General features: G+C 60.9%; 16 protein-coding genes and 1 pseudogene. 6 read left to right on the top strand and 11 right to left on the bottom strand.

Annotated elements, in window-relative coordinates; translation table 11 throughout:
• Positions 1-55: 55 nt before the first annotated feature.
• From K9B32_RS08360 to K9B32_RS08350, 3 genes are read right to left on the bottom strand one after another with little or no spacing between them, the layout of a single operon-like run.
• The gene (locus tag K9B32_RS08360) at positions 56-1,183 is read right to left on the bottom strand and encodes an acyl-CoA dehydrogenase family protein (protein ID WP_224561479.1); all 1,128 of its coding nucleotides are present in this window, start codon (positions 1,181-1,183) and stop codon (positions 56-58) included.
• Between the two features lie 22 nt (positions 1,184-1,205).
• Entirely contained in the window at positions 1,206-2,393 is a 1,188-nt protein-coding gene (locus K9B32_RS08355; protein ID WP_224561478.1) for an acetyl-CoA C-acyltransferase, read from the bottom strand.
• 24 nt (positions 2,394-2,417) lie between these two features.
• The gene (locus K9B32_RS08350; protein ID WP_224561477.1) at positions 2,418-3,185 is read right to left on the bottom strand and encodes a 3-hydroxyacyl-CoA dehydrogenase; all 768 of its coding nucleotides are present in this window, start codon (positions 3,183-3,185) and stop codon (positions 2,418-2,420) included.
• Between the two features lie 151 nt (positions 3,186-3,336).
• Here K9B32_RS08350 and K9B32_RS08345 point away from each other — a divergent pair, with 151 nt between their 5' ends.
• Complete coding sequence (locus tag K9B32_RS08345; RefSeq protein ID WP_224561476.1) at positions 3,337-4,344, top strand: AraC family transcriptional regulator; 1,008 nt, start codon at positions 3,337-3,339, stop codon at positions 4,342-4,344.
• A gap of 557 nt (positions 4,345-4,901) precedes the next feature.
• On the opposite strand, the gene ctlX is transcribed toward K9B32_RS08345, so the two are convergent.
• Positions 4,902-5,834 carry a citrulline utilization hydrolase CtlX gene (gene ctlX, locus K9B32_RS08340; protein WP_224561475.1) on the bottom strand — a complete coding sequence of 311 codons (933 nt, stop codon included), beginning with the start codon at positions 5,832-5,834 and terminating at the stop codon, positions 4,902-4,904.
• 10 nt (positions 5,835-5,844) lie between these two features.
• Entirely contained in the window at positions 5,845-6,900 is a 1,056-nt protein-coding gene (locus K9B32_RS08335; protein ID WP_224561474.1) for an ornithine cyclodeaminase, read from the bottom strand.
• A gap of 146 nt (positions 6,901-7,046) precedes the next feature.
• Between K9B32_RS08335 and K9B32_RS08330 the strand changes: the two genes are divergently transcribed.
• The 3 genes and pseudogenes from K9B32_RS08330 to xdhC all read left to right on the top strand — a co-directional run bounded on the left by K9B32_RS08330 (position 7,047) and on the right by xdhC (position 8,897).
• On the top strand, positions 7,047-7,484 hold the full coding sequence (locus tag K9B32_RS08330) for an Lrp/AsnC family transcriptional regulator (protein WP_007787781.1): 438 nt from the start codon (positions 7,047-7,049) through the stop codon (positions 7,482-7,484).
• 117 nt (positions 7,485-7,601) lie between these two features.
• Positions 7,602-7,825: pseudogene (locus tag K9B32_RS08325) on the top strand (NCS2 family permease); the annotation flags it as partial.
• A 217-nt stretch (positions 7,826-8,042) separates the two neighbouring features.
• Positions 8,043-8,897, top strand: a complete 855-nt coding sequence (gene xdhC / locus K9B32_RS08320; RefSeq protein ID WP_224561473.1) for a xanthine dehydrogenase accessory protein XdhC — start codon at positions 8,043-8,045, stop codon at positions 8,895-8,897.
• Between the two features lie 224 nt (positions 8,898-9,121).
• Here xdhC and K9B32_RS08315 read toward each other — a convergent pair whose 3' ends face one another.
• The gene (locus tag K9B32_RS08315; RefSeq protein WP_224561472.1) at positions 9,122-10,087 is read right to left on the bottom strand and encodes a S1C family serine protease; all 966 of its coding nucleotides are present in this window, start codon (positions 10,085-10,087) and stop codon (positions 9,122-9,124) included.
• 283 nt (positions 10,088-10,370) lie between these two features.
• Between K9B32_RS08315 and K9B32_RS08310 the strand changes: the two genes are divergently transcribed.
• Positions 10,371-11,147, top strand: a complete 777-nt coding sequence (locus K9B32_RS08310) for a DUF1194 domain-containing protein (RefSeq protein WP_224561471.1) — start codon at positions 10,371-10,373, stop codon at positions 11,145-11,147.
• A gap of 33 nt (positions 11,148-11,180) precedes the next feature.
• On the opposite strand, the gene K9B32_RS08305 is transcribed toward K9B32_RS08310, so the two are convergent.
• A complete protein-coding gene (locus K9B32_RS08305; RefSeq protein WP_224561470.1) occupies positions 11,181-12,596 on the bottom strand; it encodes a PLP-dependent aminotransferase family protein in 1,416 nt (471 codons plus the stop codon).
• Positions 12,597-12,683: 87 nt separating this feature from the next.
• Between K9B32_RS08305 and K9B32_RS08300 the strand changes: the two genes are divergently transcribed.
• The gene (locus K9B32_RS08300) at positions 12,684-13,547 is read left to right on the top strand and encodes a DMT family transporter (protein ID WP_224561469.1); all 864 of its coding nucleotides are present in this window, start codon (positions 12,684-12,686) and stop codon (positions 13,545-13,547) included.
• A 230-nt stretch (positions 13,548-13,777) separates the two neighbouring features.
• Here the strand turns inward: K9B32_RS08300 and mctP are convergent, their stop codons facing one another.
• From mctP to K9B32_RS08280, 4 genes are all read right to left on the bottom strand, one after another.
• Positions 13,778-15,253 carry a monocarboxylate uptake permease MctP gene (gene mctP, locus K9B32_RS08295; protein WP_224561468.1) on the bottom strand — a complete coding sequence of 492 codons (1,476 nt, stop codon included), beginning with the start codon at positions 15,251-15,253 and terminating at the stop codon, positions 13,778-13,780.
• The gene (locus K9B32_RS08290; protein WP_007800082.1) at positions 15,243-15,440 is read right to left on the bottom strand and encodes a DUF3311 domain-containing protein; all 198 of its coding nucleotides are present in this window, start codon (positions 15,438-15,440) and stop codon (positions 15,243-15,245) included. Before K9B32_RS08290 ends, mctP begins: the two co-directional genes overlap by 11 nt.
• Before the next feature lie 270 nt (positions 15,441-15,710).
• A complete protein-coding gene (locus tag K9B32_RS08285) occupies positions 15,711-16,355 on the bottom strand; it encodes a response regulator (protein ID WP_224561467.1) in 645 nt (214 codons plus the stop codon).
• Positions 16,352-17,737 (bottom strand): cache domain-containing protein, encoded by a 1,386-nt coding sequence (locus tag K9B32_RS08280; RefSeq protein WP_224561466.1) that lies wholly within the window; start codon positions 17,735-17,737, stop codon positions 16,352-16,354. The genes K9B32_RS08285 and K9B32_RS08280 overlap by 4 nt, the downstream gene beginning before the upstream one ends.
• Positions 17,738-18,009: the final 272 nt, after the last annotated feature.

The following is an 18,009-nucleotide window of genomic DNA, read 5'->3' as shown; positions in this document are numbered from 1 at the left end:
CCCAGCTGCGATGTCCGCTTCTCTCCTCAGAAACGGAATGCCGCAGTTCTTGTTCTTATAGATTGCGCGCGATCACCATTCTCTGCACATCGCTCGTTCCTTCGTAAATCTGACAGATGCGGACATCCCGATAGATCCGCTCGACGGGATAATCGGCCATGTAGCCGTAGCCCCCATGAATCTGGATCGCGTCCGAACAGACCCGCTCTGCCATCTCGGATGCGAAAAGCTTGGCCATCGATGCCTCCGAAAGGCACGGCAGACCATTGTCGCGCAACGCTGCTGCGTGAAAGACGAGCTGACGTGCGGCTTCGATCTGGGTCGCCATGTCAGCCAGCCGGAAGGCCACGGCCTGATGTTCCATGATCGCCTTGCCGAAGGCCGTGCGTTCACGCGCATAGTCGCGCGCCGCCTCAAAAGCTGCACGCGCCATGCCAACAGCCTGAGCGCCAATGCCGATACGCCCACCTTCGAGGTTCGCCAGTGCTATCCGGTATCCCTCGCCCTCCGCGCCCAACCTCAACTCAGCGGGGATCCGCATGCCGTTGAAGGCGATCTGGCAGGTGTCGGTCGAATGCAGCCCGAGTTTTTCCTCGACGCGGATCACTTCGTAGCCAGGTGTGTCGGTTGGTACGATGAAGGCGGTGATCCCCTTCTTGCCGGCGTCCGGATCTGTCACCGCAAAGACGATGATCATCTGGCCGTTCTTGCCCGAGGTGATGAACTGCTTGGCGCCGTCGAGAACGTAGTGATCGCCATTGCGGCGGGCGCGAGTGCGTAGATTGGACGCGTCCGAACCCGCTTGCGGTTCCGTCAGCGCAAAGCCGCCGATCCATTCGCCGCTGGCAAGCTTCGGCAGGAAGCGCTGCTTCTGCTCTTCGGTACCGAACTTCAGGATCGGTACGCAGGCGACCGAGCTGTGGACGCTCATGATGGTGGAGCACGGTCCGTCGCCGGCCGCGATCTCTTCCAGTGCGGCTGCATAGGCAAGCGTGCCGGTGTCGGAGCCATCATACTGTTCCGGGACCAGCATGCCGAGCAGGCCGAGTTCACCCATCTCTGCGAGTTCCTCGCGCGCAAACCTGTGCTCGCGGTCACGGGCAGCCGCTCCGGGGGCAAGCCGCTCGCGGGCGAAATCTCTGGCGAGATCGCGGATTTGCTGCTGCAGTTCGGAAAGGATCATGCTTGTCTCCTCCCTGCCTTTCCTAGTGGCGCTCTATGGCGACAGCGGTTGCCTCACCGCCGCCGATGCATAGAGCTGCCATGCCACGTTTCAGGTCGTAGCGCTCCAGCGCGGCAAGCAGCGTGACGAGAATGCGTGCGCCGGATGCGCCGATCGGGTGGCCAAGCGCGCAGGCGCCGCCATGCACATTGACCTTTTCATCCGGCAGATGGAGGTCGCGCATCGCAGCCATGGCGACGACGGCAAATGCCTCGTTGATCTCGAAGAGATCGACGGTATCAAGCGGCCAGCCTGTGCGATCGGAAAGTGTCTGCAAGGCGCCGATCGGAGCGGTGGCAAAAAGACTGGGCGCCTGCGAATGTGTGGTGTGGCCGGTGATTGTCGCAAGCGGTGGCAATCCCCGGCGTTCGGCTTCGGAACGACGCATCAGCACGAGAGCGGCGGCACCGTCGGAAATCGAGCTGGAATTGGCGGCCGTCACGGTCCCGCCGTCACGAAAGGCTGGCTTGAGGAGGGGTATCTTGTCGATCTTCGCCTTGCCTGGCTGTTCATCCCGGCTGACCGTATGCTCGGCCTTTCCCGAAGCGACTGCGACCGGCGTGATCTCGGCGTCGAAGTAGCCGGCATCGATGGCGTTTTGAGCGCGCATGAGTGACGCCACTGCGTAACGATCCTGCGCCTCGCGCGTGAACTGGTAAGCTTCGGCACAGTCCTCCGCAAAGGTGCCCATCAAACGTCCCTTGTCATAAGCATCCTCCAGCCCGTCGAGGAACATATGATCGATGACGCGGCCGTGGCCGAGCCTGTAACCGCCACGGGCACGATCAAGAAGATAGGGCGCATTGGTCATGCTTTCCATGCCGCCGGCGACGCCGACGGTGGCGCTGCCAGCCGCCAGGAGATCATGGGTCAACATGACTGCCTTCATGCCGGAACCACACATCTTGTTGACGGTCGTTGCACCAGTGGAGAAGGGCAGACCTGCACCGATCGCTGCCTGCCGGGCGGGCGCTTGCCCCTGGCCGGCCGGCAGCACGCAGCCGAAGACGACCTCGTCGATGGCGTCCGGGGCCACCTTCGCGCGTTGGAGTGCTGCGCGGATGGCAGCTGCTCCAAGGTCGGGCGCCTTTGCCTCCTTGAGCTCACCTTGGAAACCGCCGATCGGCGTGCGCGCCGTTGCGACAATGACGACAGGGTCCTGCATAACCATGTTCAAGCCTCCTGTACCGAACACTCAGCGCGCGCTCATACGAAGTGCGCCGTCGAGGCGGATGACCTCGCCGTTCAGCATGTTGTTTTCACATATATGGCGCACAAGTGCTGCAAATTCTGCCGGCCTGCCGAGGCGCGGCGGGAAGGGAACGCTCTTGCCGAGCGCTTCCTGCACCTCGTGTGGCATACCCGCCATCATCGGCGTCTCGAAAATGCCAGGGGCGATCGACACGACGCGAATGCCGTGACGCGCCAGCTCGCGTGCGATCGGAAGCGTCATCGAGGCGATGCCACCCTTGGACGCGGCGTATGCCGCCTGTCCGACTTGTCCGTCGAAGGCGGCGATCGAGGCTGTATTGATGATGACGCCACGCTCACCCTCGGTATCCGCCTGCTGATGCTGGATGGCCGCTGCCGCAAGGCGGATCATGTTGAAGGTGCCGACGAGGTTGATGCCGATCGTCCGCACGAAACTGTCAAGGCCGTGTGGGCCGTCGCGGCCGATGATCTTCTCGCCCGGCGCCACGCCGGCGCAGTTCACGAGCCCGCTCAGGCCGCCAAAGGACTCCAGCGCGGTTGCCACTACCGCGGCTCCGTCCTCTGCGCTTGTTACATCGGCCTTGAGGTAGCGGGCATTCGCGCCGAGTTCTGCGGCGATCGCCTCTCCGGCTGCATTATTGAGGTCGGCGATGATCACGCGTGCGCCATGTTCAACCAGCATGCGCGCCGTTGCTGCACCGAGGCCTGACCCGCCGCCGGTGACGATAAAGGTTCCTCCACGGATCAGCATCGGTCTGCTCCCATCACCTTGCGATCGTCTGCTAGGCGCGCCGTCCTCCCGGCACGACCCAAGTCGGTGGATTCTATTCTGTCGCCATATTGCAAGCGATGACTAAAGTGCTGCATTGTTTCGGACAGTTTTGCCATAGGTGGAGGATCTGGTGGCTGACATCGAGAGGCGCATGATCGCGCCGGCATTCGTCGAGGAGGCGCTGGACAGTTTGCGTCGCATGGGACGACCGACGGCGCCGTTGCTTTCTTCGCTAGGGCTGCCGCCCGTCGTTGACCAACCGGTGTCGGCTGAGACTTATGGCGCCCTCTGGCTTGCCATTGCCAAAGAGCTCGATGACGAGTTTTTCGCCATGGGCGGCCGGCCGATGCGCAGCGGCAGCTTCACCCTGCTTTGCCATTGTGTGTTGCATGCGCCGACACTCGGTCATGCGCTGCGCCGGGCTCTGCGTTTCCTCGACGTCGTGTTGGACGATCCGCGCGGTAGACTTGTCGTCAGGGATGGGCTTGCCCAGATCGAGTTGGCGGATGCCGGCGGACCACGTTCGGCCTTTGCCTACCGCACCTACTGGATCCTCATCCATGGGATAACCTGCTGGCTGGTTGGGAGACGTATTCCGATCCGGCTTGTCGATTTCCGCTGCGCCGAACCAAAGCAGGAGGCCGACTATCGGCTCTTCTTCGGTGCGCCGGTCAGATTCGCGCAGCCGATCAGCCGTCTTGGCTTCGACAGTGCGATGCTGGATCTGCCGGTCACGCGTACCGAGCAGGCGCTGAAGCAGTTCCTACGGGGAGCGCCGGCCAATATCCTGGTGCGTTATCGTTATGACGCGGGGCTCGCTTCCAGCGTCAGGCGGCGCTTGGACAGGGTGCCTCCGGCCGCATGGAAGAGGTTCTCGGATCTCGCCGCAGAGATGCGCATGCCGCCCTCGACCTTGCGTCACCGGCTGCGCGACGAGGGGCAAAGCTATGCCGGCATCAAGGACGACCTACGCCGTGATCTTGCGGTCGATATGCTGCTCAACACGTCGAAGACGATAGGCGATATTGCCGCCCAGCTTGGCTATTCGGAGCCCAGCGCCTTCTTTCGCGCCTTTCGCAAATGGATGTCGAAAAGCCCCGACGCGTTCCGGCGTGAAGGCCGTGTCGCCTCCGGGTAGCGTGGACATAACCCGCGGAATATGCGTAGTTTCTCTCGGATCCCGCTTCGTGAACTTCACTGAAAATTTGAAAGTCTTTCGCCTGCGGCATGGAAATACACTGCTGGCGATAGCGTTCCGCAACACTATTGTCCTGCCGAGTATGAGGCGGCCGTGGCTTCGGGACGAACGGCTCTTCAAACTAGGTGAGCACAGTACGACGGTCCGCACCCCACCGAGCGTTTCCCTTGGAACACGCGTCGTTCTCGTTCCCGGTGTAAGCGACTTGCCTCAGGGTCATCTGGCCGCCTGAAACAGCGCTCCGCGAGCGCAAAGCGCACGTAGATACGTGCAGGCCATGCATTAGACCTCGCCGATGTGGATGCGGGTGGGCGAGCGGTGTCGCTGCTGAACACGGCCTCCTGGTGAGGAATCACCGGGACCAGGTCGAGTGCCATCAAATCGACGGGTCGGATGCTCGTGGGTTCAACCCATGACAAGCGCTAATTGCGCGGGCGGCGCCAAAAACAGAGCCGGGTTTGGTTTGCGTATTCGGCTTACGCCGTAGCGCGCTGCGCTTATGAGCGCTGTACCAGATGGATACCTGCCAGCGTGCAACGGACCGATCCGCCCGCTTTTTCGATCGTCGGAATATCAAGGGCGACCGGTTTGACGCTTTCCTCGATCACGGCAAGCTGATCCCGGTCGAGAGAGGCGAGCGCCGTGGTCGAAAGCGCCAGGATTCGACCATCCTTTCCTTGAAGCTCAAGGGCGTTGCCGGCAAAGCGCGAAATCTGCTCGTTGGTGAGTGCAACGATGCTCCGGCCGGAACGCTCCAGTCTGGTGATGATCTCCTGCCGTCTGGCAGGATCGGTCATCATCTCCAGCCCGATCATGGCGAAATCGGTGGCGATGCACATCAGGACATTGGTGTGATAGACGCACACGCCGTTTTCGTCGCGGGCGTCGAACACCATCGGCTCGTAATTGAAATGGGTCGAGAAGCGTTCGAGCGTGATCGGATCGGTGCGGTCGGAGCGCACCGCATAGGCGACCCGGTCGATGTGATCGAGGACCATGGCACCGGTGCCCTCGAGAAAGAGCCCGTCGGGTTCAAGGCCCGAATAGTCGATGACCTCCTGCACCCGATAACGGGTCTTCAGCATTTCGATGACGTCGCTGCGCCGTTCGCGGCGGCGGCTGACGGCCTTCATCGGGTAGATCGCGACGTGACCGCCGGCATGGGTGGAGAACCAGTTGTTGGGAAAGACCGAATCCGGCGTCTGCCGACCGGTATCCTCGAAGAGATGCACGTCGAGGCCGTGACGTCCGAGCGTGTCGGCTGCCTCGGTTATTTCACTATGCGCGACGGACGACAGATCCTCCCTCGTGTCCTGGCTGGTCTGGAAATGGTTGTCGGCCGCCGTTTCCGTGTTCACGGTAAAATAGTGCGGACGCACCATGACGACGGCGGAGGGCGCCTGGATGGAATAGGCTGAATGTCGCGGCATCGTTTTGCTCCTATGCCTGCCTTGCCCGCTGCAGCATGCCGAAGAGATCACGCGGATCATCGGGGTCGGCGATGATGTCGAGGTTCTGGTAGAGCCCTGTGCCCCTGAGCCTCTCGCGGACGTAGCGGAGCGCGGAAAAATCCTCGATCGCGAAACCCACGCTGTCGAACAGGGTGATCTGGCTGATATCGCGTCGCCCTTGCGCCTGGCCGGTGATGACCTTCCACAATTCCGTAACGGGGTAGTCCGCTTCCATCTGCTGGATCTCGCCTTCGACGCGCGACTGCGGCGGGTATTCGACGAAAGTGTCGGCGCGCAGCAGGATATCGCGATGCAACTCGGTCTTGCCGGGGCAGTCGCCGCCGATAGCGTTGATGTGGACGCCGGCGCCGATCATGTTGTCGGTGAGGATCGTCGCATATTGCTTGTCGGCGGTGCAGGTGGTGATGATGTCGGCGCCTTCGATTGCGGCTTGCGACGAGGTGCAGGCGGTGACCGTCAATCCGGCGCCCGAAAGGTTGCGCACCATCTTTGCCGTCGCCTGCGGATCGATATCGTAGAGCCTGATGTGATCGATGCCGCAGACGGCCTTCATGGCAAGCGCTTGAAATTCTGCCTGCGCGCCGTTGCCGATCATCGCCATGGTGCGCGCACCCTTTGGTGCCAGATGCCGTGCCGCCATGGCCGAGGTGGCGGCGGTGCGAAGCGCTGTCAGCAGCGTCATTTCAGTCAGCAGCACCGGATAGCCGGTCGAGACTTCCGCCAGGAGGCCAAAGGCGGTGACGGTCTGCAGGCCCTGCGCCATGTTTTTCGGATGGCCGTTCACATATTTGAAGCTATAGATCTCGCCATCCGAGGTCGGCATCAGCTCGATCACGCCCTCGCGGGAATGGGAGGCGACCCGCGGTGTCTTGTCGAAGAGCTCCCAGCGGCGGAAATCCGCCTCGATGACGTCGGTGAGCTCGGACAGCAAGGCTTCCAGCCCGATATGGTGGACGAGCCGCATCATGTTCTCGACGCTGACGAAGGGTACGAAGGCTTTTTCCGATGGAAGGGGTGACATCATCACGAATTCCTCTGGCGCTGAGCTGATAGAGAGAGGTTAGCGTTCCCAAGTGTTGGCCGAAAGCGCAAAACTGTGCTAGTTCCGGCAGTCGATTGTACAAACTGATCAGTCAGTTTGCATAAATTTGTCAGCCTGGAGTGGGAAACATGGATGTCGCGAAATATTCGCCCGATGATCTGGATCGGCGTATCATCGCCCACCTTCGTGGCGACGGACGCGCCTCGTTGACCAAGCTTGCGGATGCGCTCGGCGTTGCCCGCGGTACCGTGCAGAACAGGCTGGACCGCCTGATCGAAACGGGGACACTGCTCGGATTTACCGTGCGGGTGAGAGAAGACTATGATCTGAGCGCGGTGCATGCGGTGATGATGATCGAGGTCGTCGGCAAGTCGACGACGCAGGTCATTCGCAAGCTGCGCGGTCTCACCGAGATTTCCGCGTTGCACACGACCAATGGCAATTGGGATCTCGTCGCCAATATCCGGGCGGCGAGCCTTGCGGATTTCGACCGCGTACTGCGCGAGGTGCGCATGATCGATGGCGTCGCCAACAGCGAGACGAGCCTTCTGCTGAGCAGCGTTTGATAAGCAGAGATGAGCGGCGGAAGCGCGATCCAAGATCTTGGCAAGCCGCCAGCCGCCGTTGCGTCGTTGTTCGGATGTCGACCAGGCGGTCAGCAAATTGCGTTTCGCACGAACCTTACCGGCCTCACGATGTCGTACATCAATTTCGTGAACCCCGACATCCTGTCGACCACCGCGCGCCATCTTCGTCGTGACCTGTATTGCGGCAGCGCTCGGCTCCGGTATCATGGCCTTTGTCGCGAACTGGCCGATCGACATGGTGCCGGAATGGGTCTCAACGCTTTCTTTGCTTTCACTGGCGTTGCAGCTCTCTCGGCTTCACCTGGCAACAGGCGCTTGGTTGGCCCGATCTTCGTCTTCCTTGCCGTCACGGGAAATCCGCAGCTGGCTGATGCGGCAAGCCGAGCCGTCTCGGGCGCATTGCTCTGCAATCTCGATGGCGGCGGCGAGTGTTGCGGACTATCATGTTCCTCCCTGCGTCAATGCGCCCGCCACGCCGGAGCGTGTGTTGATGGCCATCGAACGCATGCGTGCTGTTGAAAGGAAAGGTTGACCGGAATGCCTGCCGCTCGCGACGATCTGCGGGACTTTCTGCGCGAAGAGCGCGATTGCATCCTCGTCGAAGTGACGGGAGCAGTCGGCTCGACGCCGCGCGATACCGACGCCTGGATGCTGGTTTCCATAAGCCGCTCCTATTCAACCATCGGCGGCGGGCAACTGGAGTATATGGCGATCGACCAGGCGCGACGGGCGCTGCGCCAGTCCCAACCGGCCGCAGCGATGAGCATTGCCCTCGGACCGGAGATCGGTCAGTGCTGCGGCGGTCGGGTCGGACTTTCCTTCACCGCGGTAACGCGCGACCTGGCCGCTGAACTGGTTGCGCGGGCAGACGCCGAAATTGCCCGGCGTCCGCATGTCTACGTCTTTGGCGCGGGTCATGTCGGTGACGCACTGGCCGAGGCCCTGTCGCTGGCGCCGTTGCGCACGGTGCTGGTCGATACCCGCGAAGACGAGCTTGCCGCGTCGCGCGCTTCGGGCATCGAAACGTGCCTGACCGCAATGCCCGAGATGATCGTGCGCAATGCACCGGCAGGAAGCGCGTTCGTCATCCTCACCCACGACCACGCGCTCGACTTTTTGATTGCCACCGAAGCACTGTGCCGGGAGGATGCTGCCTATGTCGGGATGATCGGCTCGAAGACCAAGCGTGCGACCTTCAAGAATTGGCTCTCGCGCGAAGTCGGAAGGCCAGAGCTTTTCGATCGCCTCGTCTGCCCGATCGGTGGCACCGCAATCAAGGACAAACGTCCTGCCGTCATTGCGACATTGGCGGTTGCCGAGATCGTGGTAGCGGCGCTCTCCTTCGGCATGGCGGCCAATACAGGAAAGCAGAAGCTTAAGGCTGAAAGGTGATAGTCCTTACGCCCAACGCTTGCTCGTCATTGGGAACGCCGTTCGGTTTCGACCCGCGATCTGGCATTGATGGCAACGATCTCAGCGGTGACCGCGGTCTTGGACATGCGCCGTCTGCATAGCGCAGGAAATCGGCAACATCCGCGGTGTCACCAACTCGACCTGTCTCGCGAAAACGATCCGCGGCTCAGAGACCTCTCTCCGCCGAGGTCATGGGTTGTCGGCTACGCCAGTTTCGGTCGATGTGTCGGGCGAACCGTGTGGCGTTCGATCCGACCGGCAATCGAAAAGATCAAGACCTCGACATCCACATCGATCTTGTCCCCGTCCATAAGCCTGACCACGTCATCAATGCCGGAAGTGGGATGGCCGTCGATCGCCAGCAGATAGTCTCCTTCCCGAAGTCCAGCTCGCGCTGCCGGGCTTTCGGCTTCCACCCGGCGCAGGCGCACAGCTGTTGTCTGAGCAAGCCCGGCTTCCAGGGCCACACGACGATGCAGTTCCACTGTATCGGCTGCAATGCCGATATAGGCGCGCCTCACATGACCGAAGCGCAGAAGTTCTGACACAACATGTTTGGCTGTGTTGGATGCGACAGAGAAAGCGATGCTTTGGGCGCCCTGAATCACGGCCGTGTTGACGCCGATGACTTCACCTGCCGACGAGACGAGCGGACCACCGGAATTCCCGGGATTGAGCGCAGCGTCGGTCTGGATGATATCATCCATCAGGCGTCCGCTGGCCGCGCGCATCGATCGGCCGAGTGCCGATACGATGCCGGCCGTCACCGTCCACTCGAAGCCGAGAGGATTACCGATTGCGATTGCGATATGGCCGCGCTTCAGGGTCTTGGAGTCTCCAAGCTTGGCCCAGGCGCCCGACCAGTCATTCGCACGAATAAGCGCGAGGTCGCTGTCCGGGTCGCGGCCCAGCACCTTGCCTTGGATCACCGTGCCATCAGGCGTTTTGATACGAACGGTCCTGGCATCGTCGACGACGTGGTTGTTCGTAACAACAAGACCATCCGGCGAAATCGCAAATCCGGAACCATGCCCGGCGCGACCACCGACGCGTTCGATGCGGCTGACGGCGGGTCCAACGAGGTCGACGGCGTTCGAGACGGAATGAGAATAGGCATCCAGCAGGCCGGCGTCCTCGGACGACTGGATGTCACGATCTAGGAATCCCATGAAAAGACCCTTCCGACGCGCAAGCGTCGTGTTGGGAAACGGCAGCGGCTGCAGAGGCGAGAGGCTGTCGGTTCGACAGATTGAAACAGTCCTATTCAGATGAGATTGCGCGCAACTCAAATCAAGTCCAGCTCGCGGCTGTCGCATTGGCTTGGCTCCGCCACGCCGATATCGCGCCATGTCCATCACTGAAAGTTGACCTGTAGCGTGCAAGGCGACGTCGCCTGCCTACCAAGCTGTGCTACATTTTTCACTCCTTGAATGAGGCGGGACTGGAACGCCGATGTTGGCAACGATTGCGATGCTCTTGACCCTCTCCGGAGCAACCCCGGTTGCTGCGCAACTTGGGGCGAGCGACGTGGATGTGAAATTGGTCCTCGCTGTCGACACCTCCCGGTCCATGGATCAGGAAGAGGTCCGCATTCAGCGCGAGGGCTACGTCGAGGCGCTCAAGCACAGGGAATTCATTGAGGCGGTGACCGGCGGGCTCACTGGGCGCATTGCGATCAGCTACTTTGAATGGGCCGGCTATGTCGTGCCGGATTCCGTCATCGACTGGCATCTGATTGAGACGGAGCAGGATGCGATTGCCTTTGCCAACAAGCTTGAACAGCGACCGATCATCACCCAGCGCCGCACGTCAATCTCCACCGCGATTGCCCAGGGCGCTGCAATGATCGTCTCCAGTCCCTATTCAGGCATTCGCCAGGTGATCGATGTCTCGGGCGACGGTACAAACAATTCCGGCAATCCGGTCGCACCAACGCGTGACAAGGCGGTGGAGGCCGGCATCATCATCAATGGGCTGACGCTGATGTTGCGCCCCTCTGGCGCACCGGGTGGGCTCGACAAGTATTATGCCGATTGCGTAATCGGCGGCCCAGGATCATTTGTCCTGCCGGTCTACAAGATCGAGGACTTCGCTGTGGCAGTGCGCCGAAAGCTGGTCCTTGAGGTCAGCGGGCTTTCCCCTCGGCCCACGGTTGGCAAAATTACGGATCAACCGGCAACCGACTGCATGATCGGCGAGCGGCAATGGCAGGACATGTTCGATCGCTGAGGCCAAGAGAACAGCGCCCCAATTCCCAACCATTTAGTGCTTCAGGATCTCGCGCAGCACATCGAAGACCCGCGGATCCAGCATCTGGGACACATTGAAGCGCATGAAATTCGCGGCCGTCTGGGAAAGGCTGAACGCATTCCCGGGCGCGAGCACAATTTTCCTTTCCAGTGCTGCGCGCGCGATATCGGTGGCGCTGGTGTCTCCCGGCAATCGGCACCAAAGGAACATGCCTGCCGACGGTTCCAGCCAGGGCCTTATTCCAAGGTTCTTTAGCCTGGCAGACGTCTCGAACATCGCCTTCGAAAGCCGGCTGCGCAGCGCCTCGATATGTTTGCGGTGGCCGCCATCGCTGAGCACCTTGTAGACAAGCTCAGCCGAAAGCCGCCCGCCGCCGAACGAGGTCGCGATCTTGAGGTCGATCAGCCCATCGACCCAGTCCCGCTTGGCGGCGATAAAGCCGCAGCGGGCGGCGGCCGACAGGGTTTTTGAAAAGCTTCCGATATGGATGACCCTGTCCAGGCCGTCAAAGGCTGCAAGACGCGGCGCCAGCGTGTGCTCGAAATCGGCAAAGATATCGTCTTCGACGATCGTAACGTCGAACTGGTCGGCGATCTTCAAGACCCGGTGGGCGACGACAGGAGAAAGCGTGGCACCGGTCGGATTGTGGATGGCCGAGTTGGTGATGTAGAGGCGCGGCCGGTGCTCTGCAACGACCCGGGTGAACAGGTCTATGTCAGGGCCTGACGGTGTATAGGGAACACTGACGATCCTGGCACGATGCGCCCGCAGCAGTGCCTGGAAATTGAAATAGCAGGGATCGTCGACCAGCACGACAGAGTCCGGTTCGAGGAGGAAGCGGCAGAGGAGATCGATCGCCTGCGTGCCGGATTCCGTCAGCATGATCTGATCCGGCGAGGCCTCCACGCCTCGCTCCGCCATGCGCCGCGCGATATGCTGGCGCAGCGGCGGCAATCCAAGCGGCGAGCCGTAGTCGGCAAGCGCGGAATTGTCGGCGCGCGAAAGTGTTCGCAACGCCCGTCGAATGCCGTCTTCCGCAAGCCAGGATGGCGGCAGCCAGCCGCAGCCTGGCTTTAAATCACTTTCCTCAGCCTCGAGCGACTGACGGGATACCCAGAAGGGATCGACTGCGCGATCCAGTTTCGGGCCAACGTCGGCAAGCGAAAATGGAGCGACCTGGTTTGCGACGTAAAAACCGGAGCCCGGTCGAGACAGGATCACACCTTCGGCGACCAGGCGCTCATAGGCATCGACGACCGTCGACGTGGACACGCCTGCTGCTGCGGCCATTGCCCGAACCGATGGCAGTTTCGCGCCTGGCGTCAAATTGCGGCTGGCAATCCGCTGCCGGATTGCCGCCATGACCATCGCCACTCTGGTGATGTTGTGTTCGGTGTTTGTGTCCATCCGTACTGCTACCTCAAGCATAACAGTTTTCTCAAACTGTACCAGACCGTTGCTGGTATGACCATGACTTCTGTCCGATAAGGACGGCAGCAGAGAAAGGCAGTGAAAATGGACCGCACAGCATCTGGATGGCTTAATGGCATGATCGGCGTCGTGATCTTCAGCGGCTCGCTGCCCGCCACGCGTTTGGCGGTGATGCAGTTTGATCCGGTGTTTTTGACCGTCGCGCGGGCGGGGATCGCTGGCGCGCTGGCGCTTCTTCTTCTGCTGTTTTTCAAAGAAAAGCGACCGGCAAGACGCGATATCTTGTCGCTGATGGTGGTCGCCGCGGGCGTGGTGGTGGGCTTCCCGCTCTTGACCGCGCTTGCGCTGCAGCACGTTACGTCGGCGCACTCGGTGGTCTTCGTCGGGCTGTTGCCCCTTGCGACGGCTGTCTTTGGCGTCATCCGTGGCGGAGAACGCCCGAAGCCGGTCTTCTGGCTCTTTGCCGTGACGGGAAGTGCATTGGTCTGCGGTTTTGCCTTGTCGCAGGGGCTGACGGCCGCGCCTGTCGGAGACGCGCTGATGATGGCGGCGATCATCGTCTGTGGGCTCGGCTATGCCGAAGGCGCCAAACTTTCGCGAACGCTGGGGGGATGGCAGGTCATATCCTGGGCGCTCGTCTTGTCGCTCCCGCTGATGATCCTTTCGTCGATCTGGTTCATGCCGGCAAGCTTCTCGAACATCGATGCGCCAGCGCTCGCAGGCCTGGCCTACGTCTCGCTCTTTAGCATGTTGATCGGTTTTGTCTTCTGGTATCGCGGCCTTGCCCAGGGCGGGATTGCCAGCGTCGGACAGCTACAGTTGCTGCAGCCCTTCCTCGGTCTGACCCTGGCAGCCACGCTGCTGCATGAAACGGTGACCTGGACGATGCTTGCTGCAACCGCCGCTGTCATTGCCTGCGTGGCTGCGGCGCGCAAATTTGCCGGATAGGAGCCTGTTTCAGGTCGATTCTGCCACCGTCTGCACGGCTCGTGCGTTCTTTCATCAGGGCTGATCGGCCCGCCAGAGTGTCACGGTGCCGATATCGGCCCGCAACGACGACTTCAGATGCCGTGAGGGGTTAGATTTCGAAACGACCATAAATGGCGACGCCGGGCGCTGATACTATTGTCATCAGCAGCGTCAAGAGCGAGGGGTCGAGGCCCCTCGCTCTTGACAGCTTATGCACGTGCCGGAGTTCTTGCTGGAACGATGGCATTGGCCGCCACCGCGACGAGAATGTTTGCGGCAAGGGCAAGCAGTCCGGTGTAGATGGTGAACGGTTCGCCACCGAGGCTGATCATGTGCAGCGGTTTCCAGCCTGCATCCCAGACGAGGTAGGTGCCGCCGATGAAGCCGACGAACCAGCCGGCGAGCAGTGCCGGCGCGCGGAACCAGTTGGTGTAGAGACCGAAAACCAGCGCCGGAAACGTCTGGAGGATCCAGATACCGCCAAGAAGCTGAAGGTCGAGTGCAAACTGCGTCGGCAGGAAGACGATGACGAGAAGCGCGCCGACCTTGACGACGAGCGACGTCACCTTCGCGACCTTGGCCTCACCAGCATCCGTCACCGCCGGGTTGACGTAGGCCTTCCAGAAATTGCGGGTGAAGAGGTTGGACGCGCCAATGCTCATCACTGCCGCCGGCACCAGCGCGCCGATGGCAATCGCCGCAAAGGCAAAGCCCGCAAACCAGCTCGGGAACAGCGTCTGGAAGAGCGCCGGAACGACATCGTTGGCGCTTTCGAGCTTCAAGCCCGCGGCGTGACCCATGTAGCCGAGCAGGGCCAGAAGGCCGAGCAGCAATGTATAGGCCGGCAATAGCACAGCGTTCTTGCGGATCGTGTTGCCGCTGTTGGAGGCAAAGATGCCGGTCAACGTATGCGGGTACATGAAGGCCGCAAGCGCCGAACCGAGCGCCAACGTCGCGTAGGCGACATACTGGTTGGGTTGCAGGAGCAGGCTGCCGGAGCCCTTTGCCTGGAACGCCGCATCGGCGGCCGCAAAGACATTGGCATAGCCGCCGAGCTTCGAGGGGATAAGCGCCACGGCGGCGATCACCACGATGTAGATCATGATGTCCTTGACGAAGGCGATCAGCGCCGGCGCCCGCAGGCCCGCCGAATAGGTATAGAGTGCCAGTACGATGAAGGCGATCGCCAGCGGTACTTCACCGTGGAGACCGAGCGCCTTGAGCGCAGCGGTCATGCCAACGAGCTGCAACGCAATGTAGGGCATTGTCGCAATCACGCCGGTTGCGGCAACCGCAAGCTCCAGGCCGCGCGAACCATATTGGCCGTGAACCACATCACCTGCGGTGACGTAGCCGAAATCCCTCGCCCGTTTCCACAGCACAGGCATGACCATGAAGACAAAGGGATAGACGACGATGGTGTAGGGCAGCGCAAAGAAGCCGTAAGCGCCGACGGTGTAGACCAGCGCCGGGACGGCAATGACTGTGTAGGCGGTATAGAAGTCGCCGCCGACCAGAAACCAGGTGATCCAGGTGCCGAAGCTGCGGCCGCCGAGACCCCACTCCTCGATATGGGCAAGCGTTTTGGGTTTACGCCAGCGGGATGCAACGAAACCCATGACCGTGACGAGCACGAAGAAGAAGATGAAGACGGCAAGTGCGGTGGTGTTGATTTCAGTCGTCATCGCGCATGCTCCGGTAAGCGATCCAGGTCAGGAAAGCGGTAACCGGCACCCAGGCAAGCTGATACCAGTAGAAAAAGGGGAAACCGAAGAGAGCCGGTTCGCGGATATTGTAGAAAGGTGGCCAGAGCAGCCCGATATACGGAATGACGAGCAGCCAGCAGGCTGCCCTGTTCTTTGGTTTTTCCATGACGGATACCTCTCGGGCGCCGTGCGATCGGCGCCAAGTTGCAGGTGTCGGTGGTTAATGTGGTTTGTCAGTCGCTGGACAGAGTGAGCCCGAACCGCCTTCTCGCGACGGGTTTTCCGCGAAGGCGGAAGAGAGCGTTGTGCATTTGAAAGTCCTCCCAACGGCTGCGCTTGGCGAGCCGTGCCCAAGTCCTATGGCGAAGCTTTGCATGCGACAAGAGGAGGGAAGGGGTGAAATGCCCGGGACTACCCATAAGTGGGTAGACTGAGTTCAGGTCGTTTTGGTCTGGATCCCGTGATCGAGCGCATAACGGATCAAGCCGGCCGTTGTCGCGATACCGAGCTTCTTCTTGAGATTCTTGCGATGCGTTTCGGCGGTGGCCTGCGTTATCCCGAGTGCCTCGGCGATCTCCTTGTTGGCCTTTCCGGCAAGGAGCAGGCTGAGGATATCACGCTCGCGCGGCGTGAGGGGATCGGCGCCATTACTGGCCTCCCCTTCCATCAGTACGTCAAAGACGCCGGACGAGAAATATTTTCCGCCATCCGCAACGGTCTCGACGGCCGAAATGATCTCGTCGGTCGATACGTCCTTGAGAATATAGCCTGCGGCGCCGCGTATCACCGAGGAGGATATGTATTCGCGGCTGTCATGCATGGAGAGCATCACGATCCGCGTTTCCGGGATCTGTTTCTTGAAAAGCTCGATCGCGTCGATGCCGCTGAGCTTCGGCATGTTGATGTCCATCAGCAAAACATGCGGCCGGACCTGGCAGGCGAGTTCGAGGCCGGTCTCGGCGAGGCCGGCTGTTCCTACGACTTCGATGTGGTCGAATGTCTCAAGGACGGCCTTCAGCCCATCCAGCACGAGCGGATGGTTGTCGATCAACAGGACCTTGATTTTGTCGCCTTTGGTCATGCGGCTTCGGCCTGCTGGTTGGCGGGACGATTGGCCGATTTTGGCAGCATCGCGGTCAACACTGTGCCGCTTGCATCACTATTGATCAGCAACAGGCCGCGGAAATGCGCCATCCTTTCCTGCATATTGCGCAGGCCGAGACCGGATCGGTTGGGGGCCCCGTCTCCGCCGCTGCCGAAGCCCGAACCGTTGTCGGAAATCATCATGCGGGCGCGGCCTTTCTCGCTCCAGAGCTTGACGGAAAGCCGTGTTGCGGCGGAATGCCGTTCGACATTGTTGAAGGCCTCTTGTGCGACGCGATAAAGTGCGGTGCTGGCTTCCGGCTTTAGCATGTCGATGAAGCCCGAAGCTTCGATATCGGTTTGAATACCGGTCCGCTCGACGAAATTGCAGCACAGTGCCTCGATCGCGGCCGTCAGGCCGAGATCATCGAGCACGCGTGGCCGGAGATCGTGCGACAGCCGCCTGATTTCCTTGATCGCGCCATTCAAGGCCTCGATGCCACGATTGATAATCTGTGCGGCGCCATCGACATCTGTCCTGACCTTACGTCCCGCGAGATCCATCGTATAGCGCACGCCGACGAGATTTTGCGAAATGCCGTCATGCAACTCGCGGGCAAGTCGGGCGCGCTCTTCCTCCTGTGTGTTAATCACCCGCTGCGTTAGTTCCTTGAGTTTGCCGTCCGCCATGCGTCGCTCGTGGAAGGTCACCAGCATGCAGGTGGTGAAGACGACCAGCACAGCGGGGACGGCGATCAGCGCCACAATCACGAAGGTCCGCTTGATGTTGGCGCGCATGCTTGCATTCGCGGCAGCCGTTTGGGCATAGACGTCATCGAGATAAACGCCGGTTCCCACGACCCAGTGCCACTTGTCGAGGCTGACGACGAAGGACAGCTTGTCTGCCATCTGGCCGCTCGACGGTTTCTGCCATTTGTATTGGTGCAGGCCGCCGCCCGATTTGGCCGTGGCGATCAGTTCCGCGATCACCTTGTCGCCATCCGGATCGGTCAGGTTGAGCCAGTTTTGCCCATGCCGGAAGCCTTGGCGCGGATGAACGATGTTGTTTCCGTCATAGTCGTAGACGAAGAAATATCCGTCCTTGCCGTAGTCGAGCGAGTTCAGGATCGCCGCCACCTTGTCTTTGGCGCCCTGGTCGTCCGCACCGGCACCACCATAGGTCGCCTGGATTGCAGATAGCGCGAGGTTGGTGAGATTGAGAATCTCCGTCTCCTTGGCCTTCAGCATATTCTGCTCGAATGTCGCAATATTGTCCCGGGTAAGGTGCGCCGATTGCCAGGTGATGAATGCCGTGATTGCCAGGATGGCAATCACGAGCGGAATGATCGCCAGCGCAATGATTTGGTGTCTCAAGGTCAATGGGTGCCCTCCCAAGCCAGCAGATCAGCTGAGGTATCGTTCAGTAAGGCGTCAGGCATGGTACGCGGTCAAGTCTGGTTCAGCCCGCGACAAGATAGCTATTCTCTTGGGTCGTTTCCATTGCGTGCCTTAAATGGGGCCGGTTACACTCCTTCGACTTACCGCCGAGTGGATAACCCGCACCGCACTTGTGAACGAGAGCTTGCCGCTCGGTCGCTGAAAAGACCTCGCTTTATGCCGGCGCCGACGGGCGTCGCAGGCGGTCGATCAGC

It is taken from the genome of Rhizobium sp. 3T7 (assembly GCF_020166565.1).
Lineage (GTDB): Bacteria > Pseudomonadota > Alphaproteobacteria > Rhizobiales > Rhizobiaceae > Rhizobium.
This window is presented reverse-complemented; position numbering and strand designations above follow the sequence as displayed.